Source organism: Vibrio sp. 10N.222.48.A3, assembly GCF_041475345.1.
Classification (GTDB): domain Bacteria; phylum Pseudomonadota; class Gammaproteobacteria; order Enterobacterales; family Vibrionaceae; genus Vibrio; species Vibrio tasmaniensis_A.
In genome coordinates, this window is sequence record NZ_JBFRVX010001589.1 from 1 (window position 1) to 604 (window position 604).

The 604-nt window shown below is 39.7% G+C and carries 1 protein-coding gene; it reads right to left on the reverse strand.

Features of this window, described 5'->3' with window-relative positions; genetic code table 11:
• Positions 1–604, reverse strand: a 604-nt coding sequence (locus AB4653_RS27895) for a cache domain-containing protein (RefSeq protein ID WP_372105876.1), incomplete at both ends; no start/stop codon positions are given.

The following is a 604-nucleotide window of genomic DNA, read 5'->3' on the forward strand; positions in this document are numbered from 1 at the left end:
GTATGATGGTCGAAGATCGTAGATATTTTTACCAATAAAATCTTCATAGCTAGCGGCAACAAGGAAACCATCTTGGCGAGAGACAAATAAGTTTGGCTCTTCAGATAGCTCGTTTATATAGTCTGTAATATCACTCATTTTAAGACTAAGGCCAATCACTGCTTTCGTTTCGCCTCTGGCTTTAAAAGGAATAACAACCGACATGGTTAAATGCCCTGTTGTTGCTAGGTAAGGGTTAGTTACTGATCGTTTTGCACCTGAAAACCCAAGGTTGAACCATTCGCGTTGTTTTTGCTTAGCATTAAAGTTGGGAATGATACCTTGATTTTTAACGTCGTAAGTTTTGCCATCAGGAAGACCGATGTAAATATTAAGAACACCAAGAGATTCTTTACTGTTCGTCATCATTTTCAACAGCATCGGGTTGATCATGATGTTACCGGATCTATCAGTATGGATACTGGTTGAAATGCTTTCCAAAGCGCCGAAATACGCTTCCATTTTCCCTTCGACAGCTTTGGCTACAAGAAACGATTTCGTAGACAAGTTATGACGGTAGTCATCCGTGGTGGCAGACTTAAATTCGAAATATCCTATCGTAGAT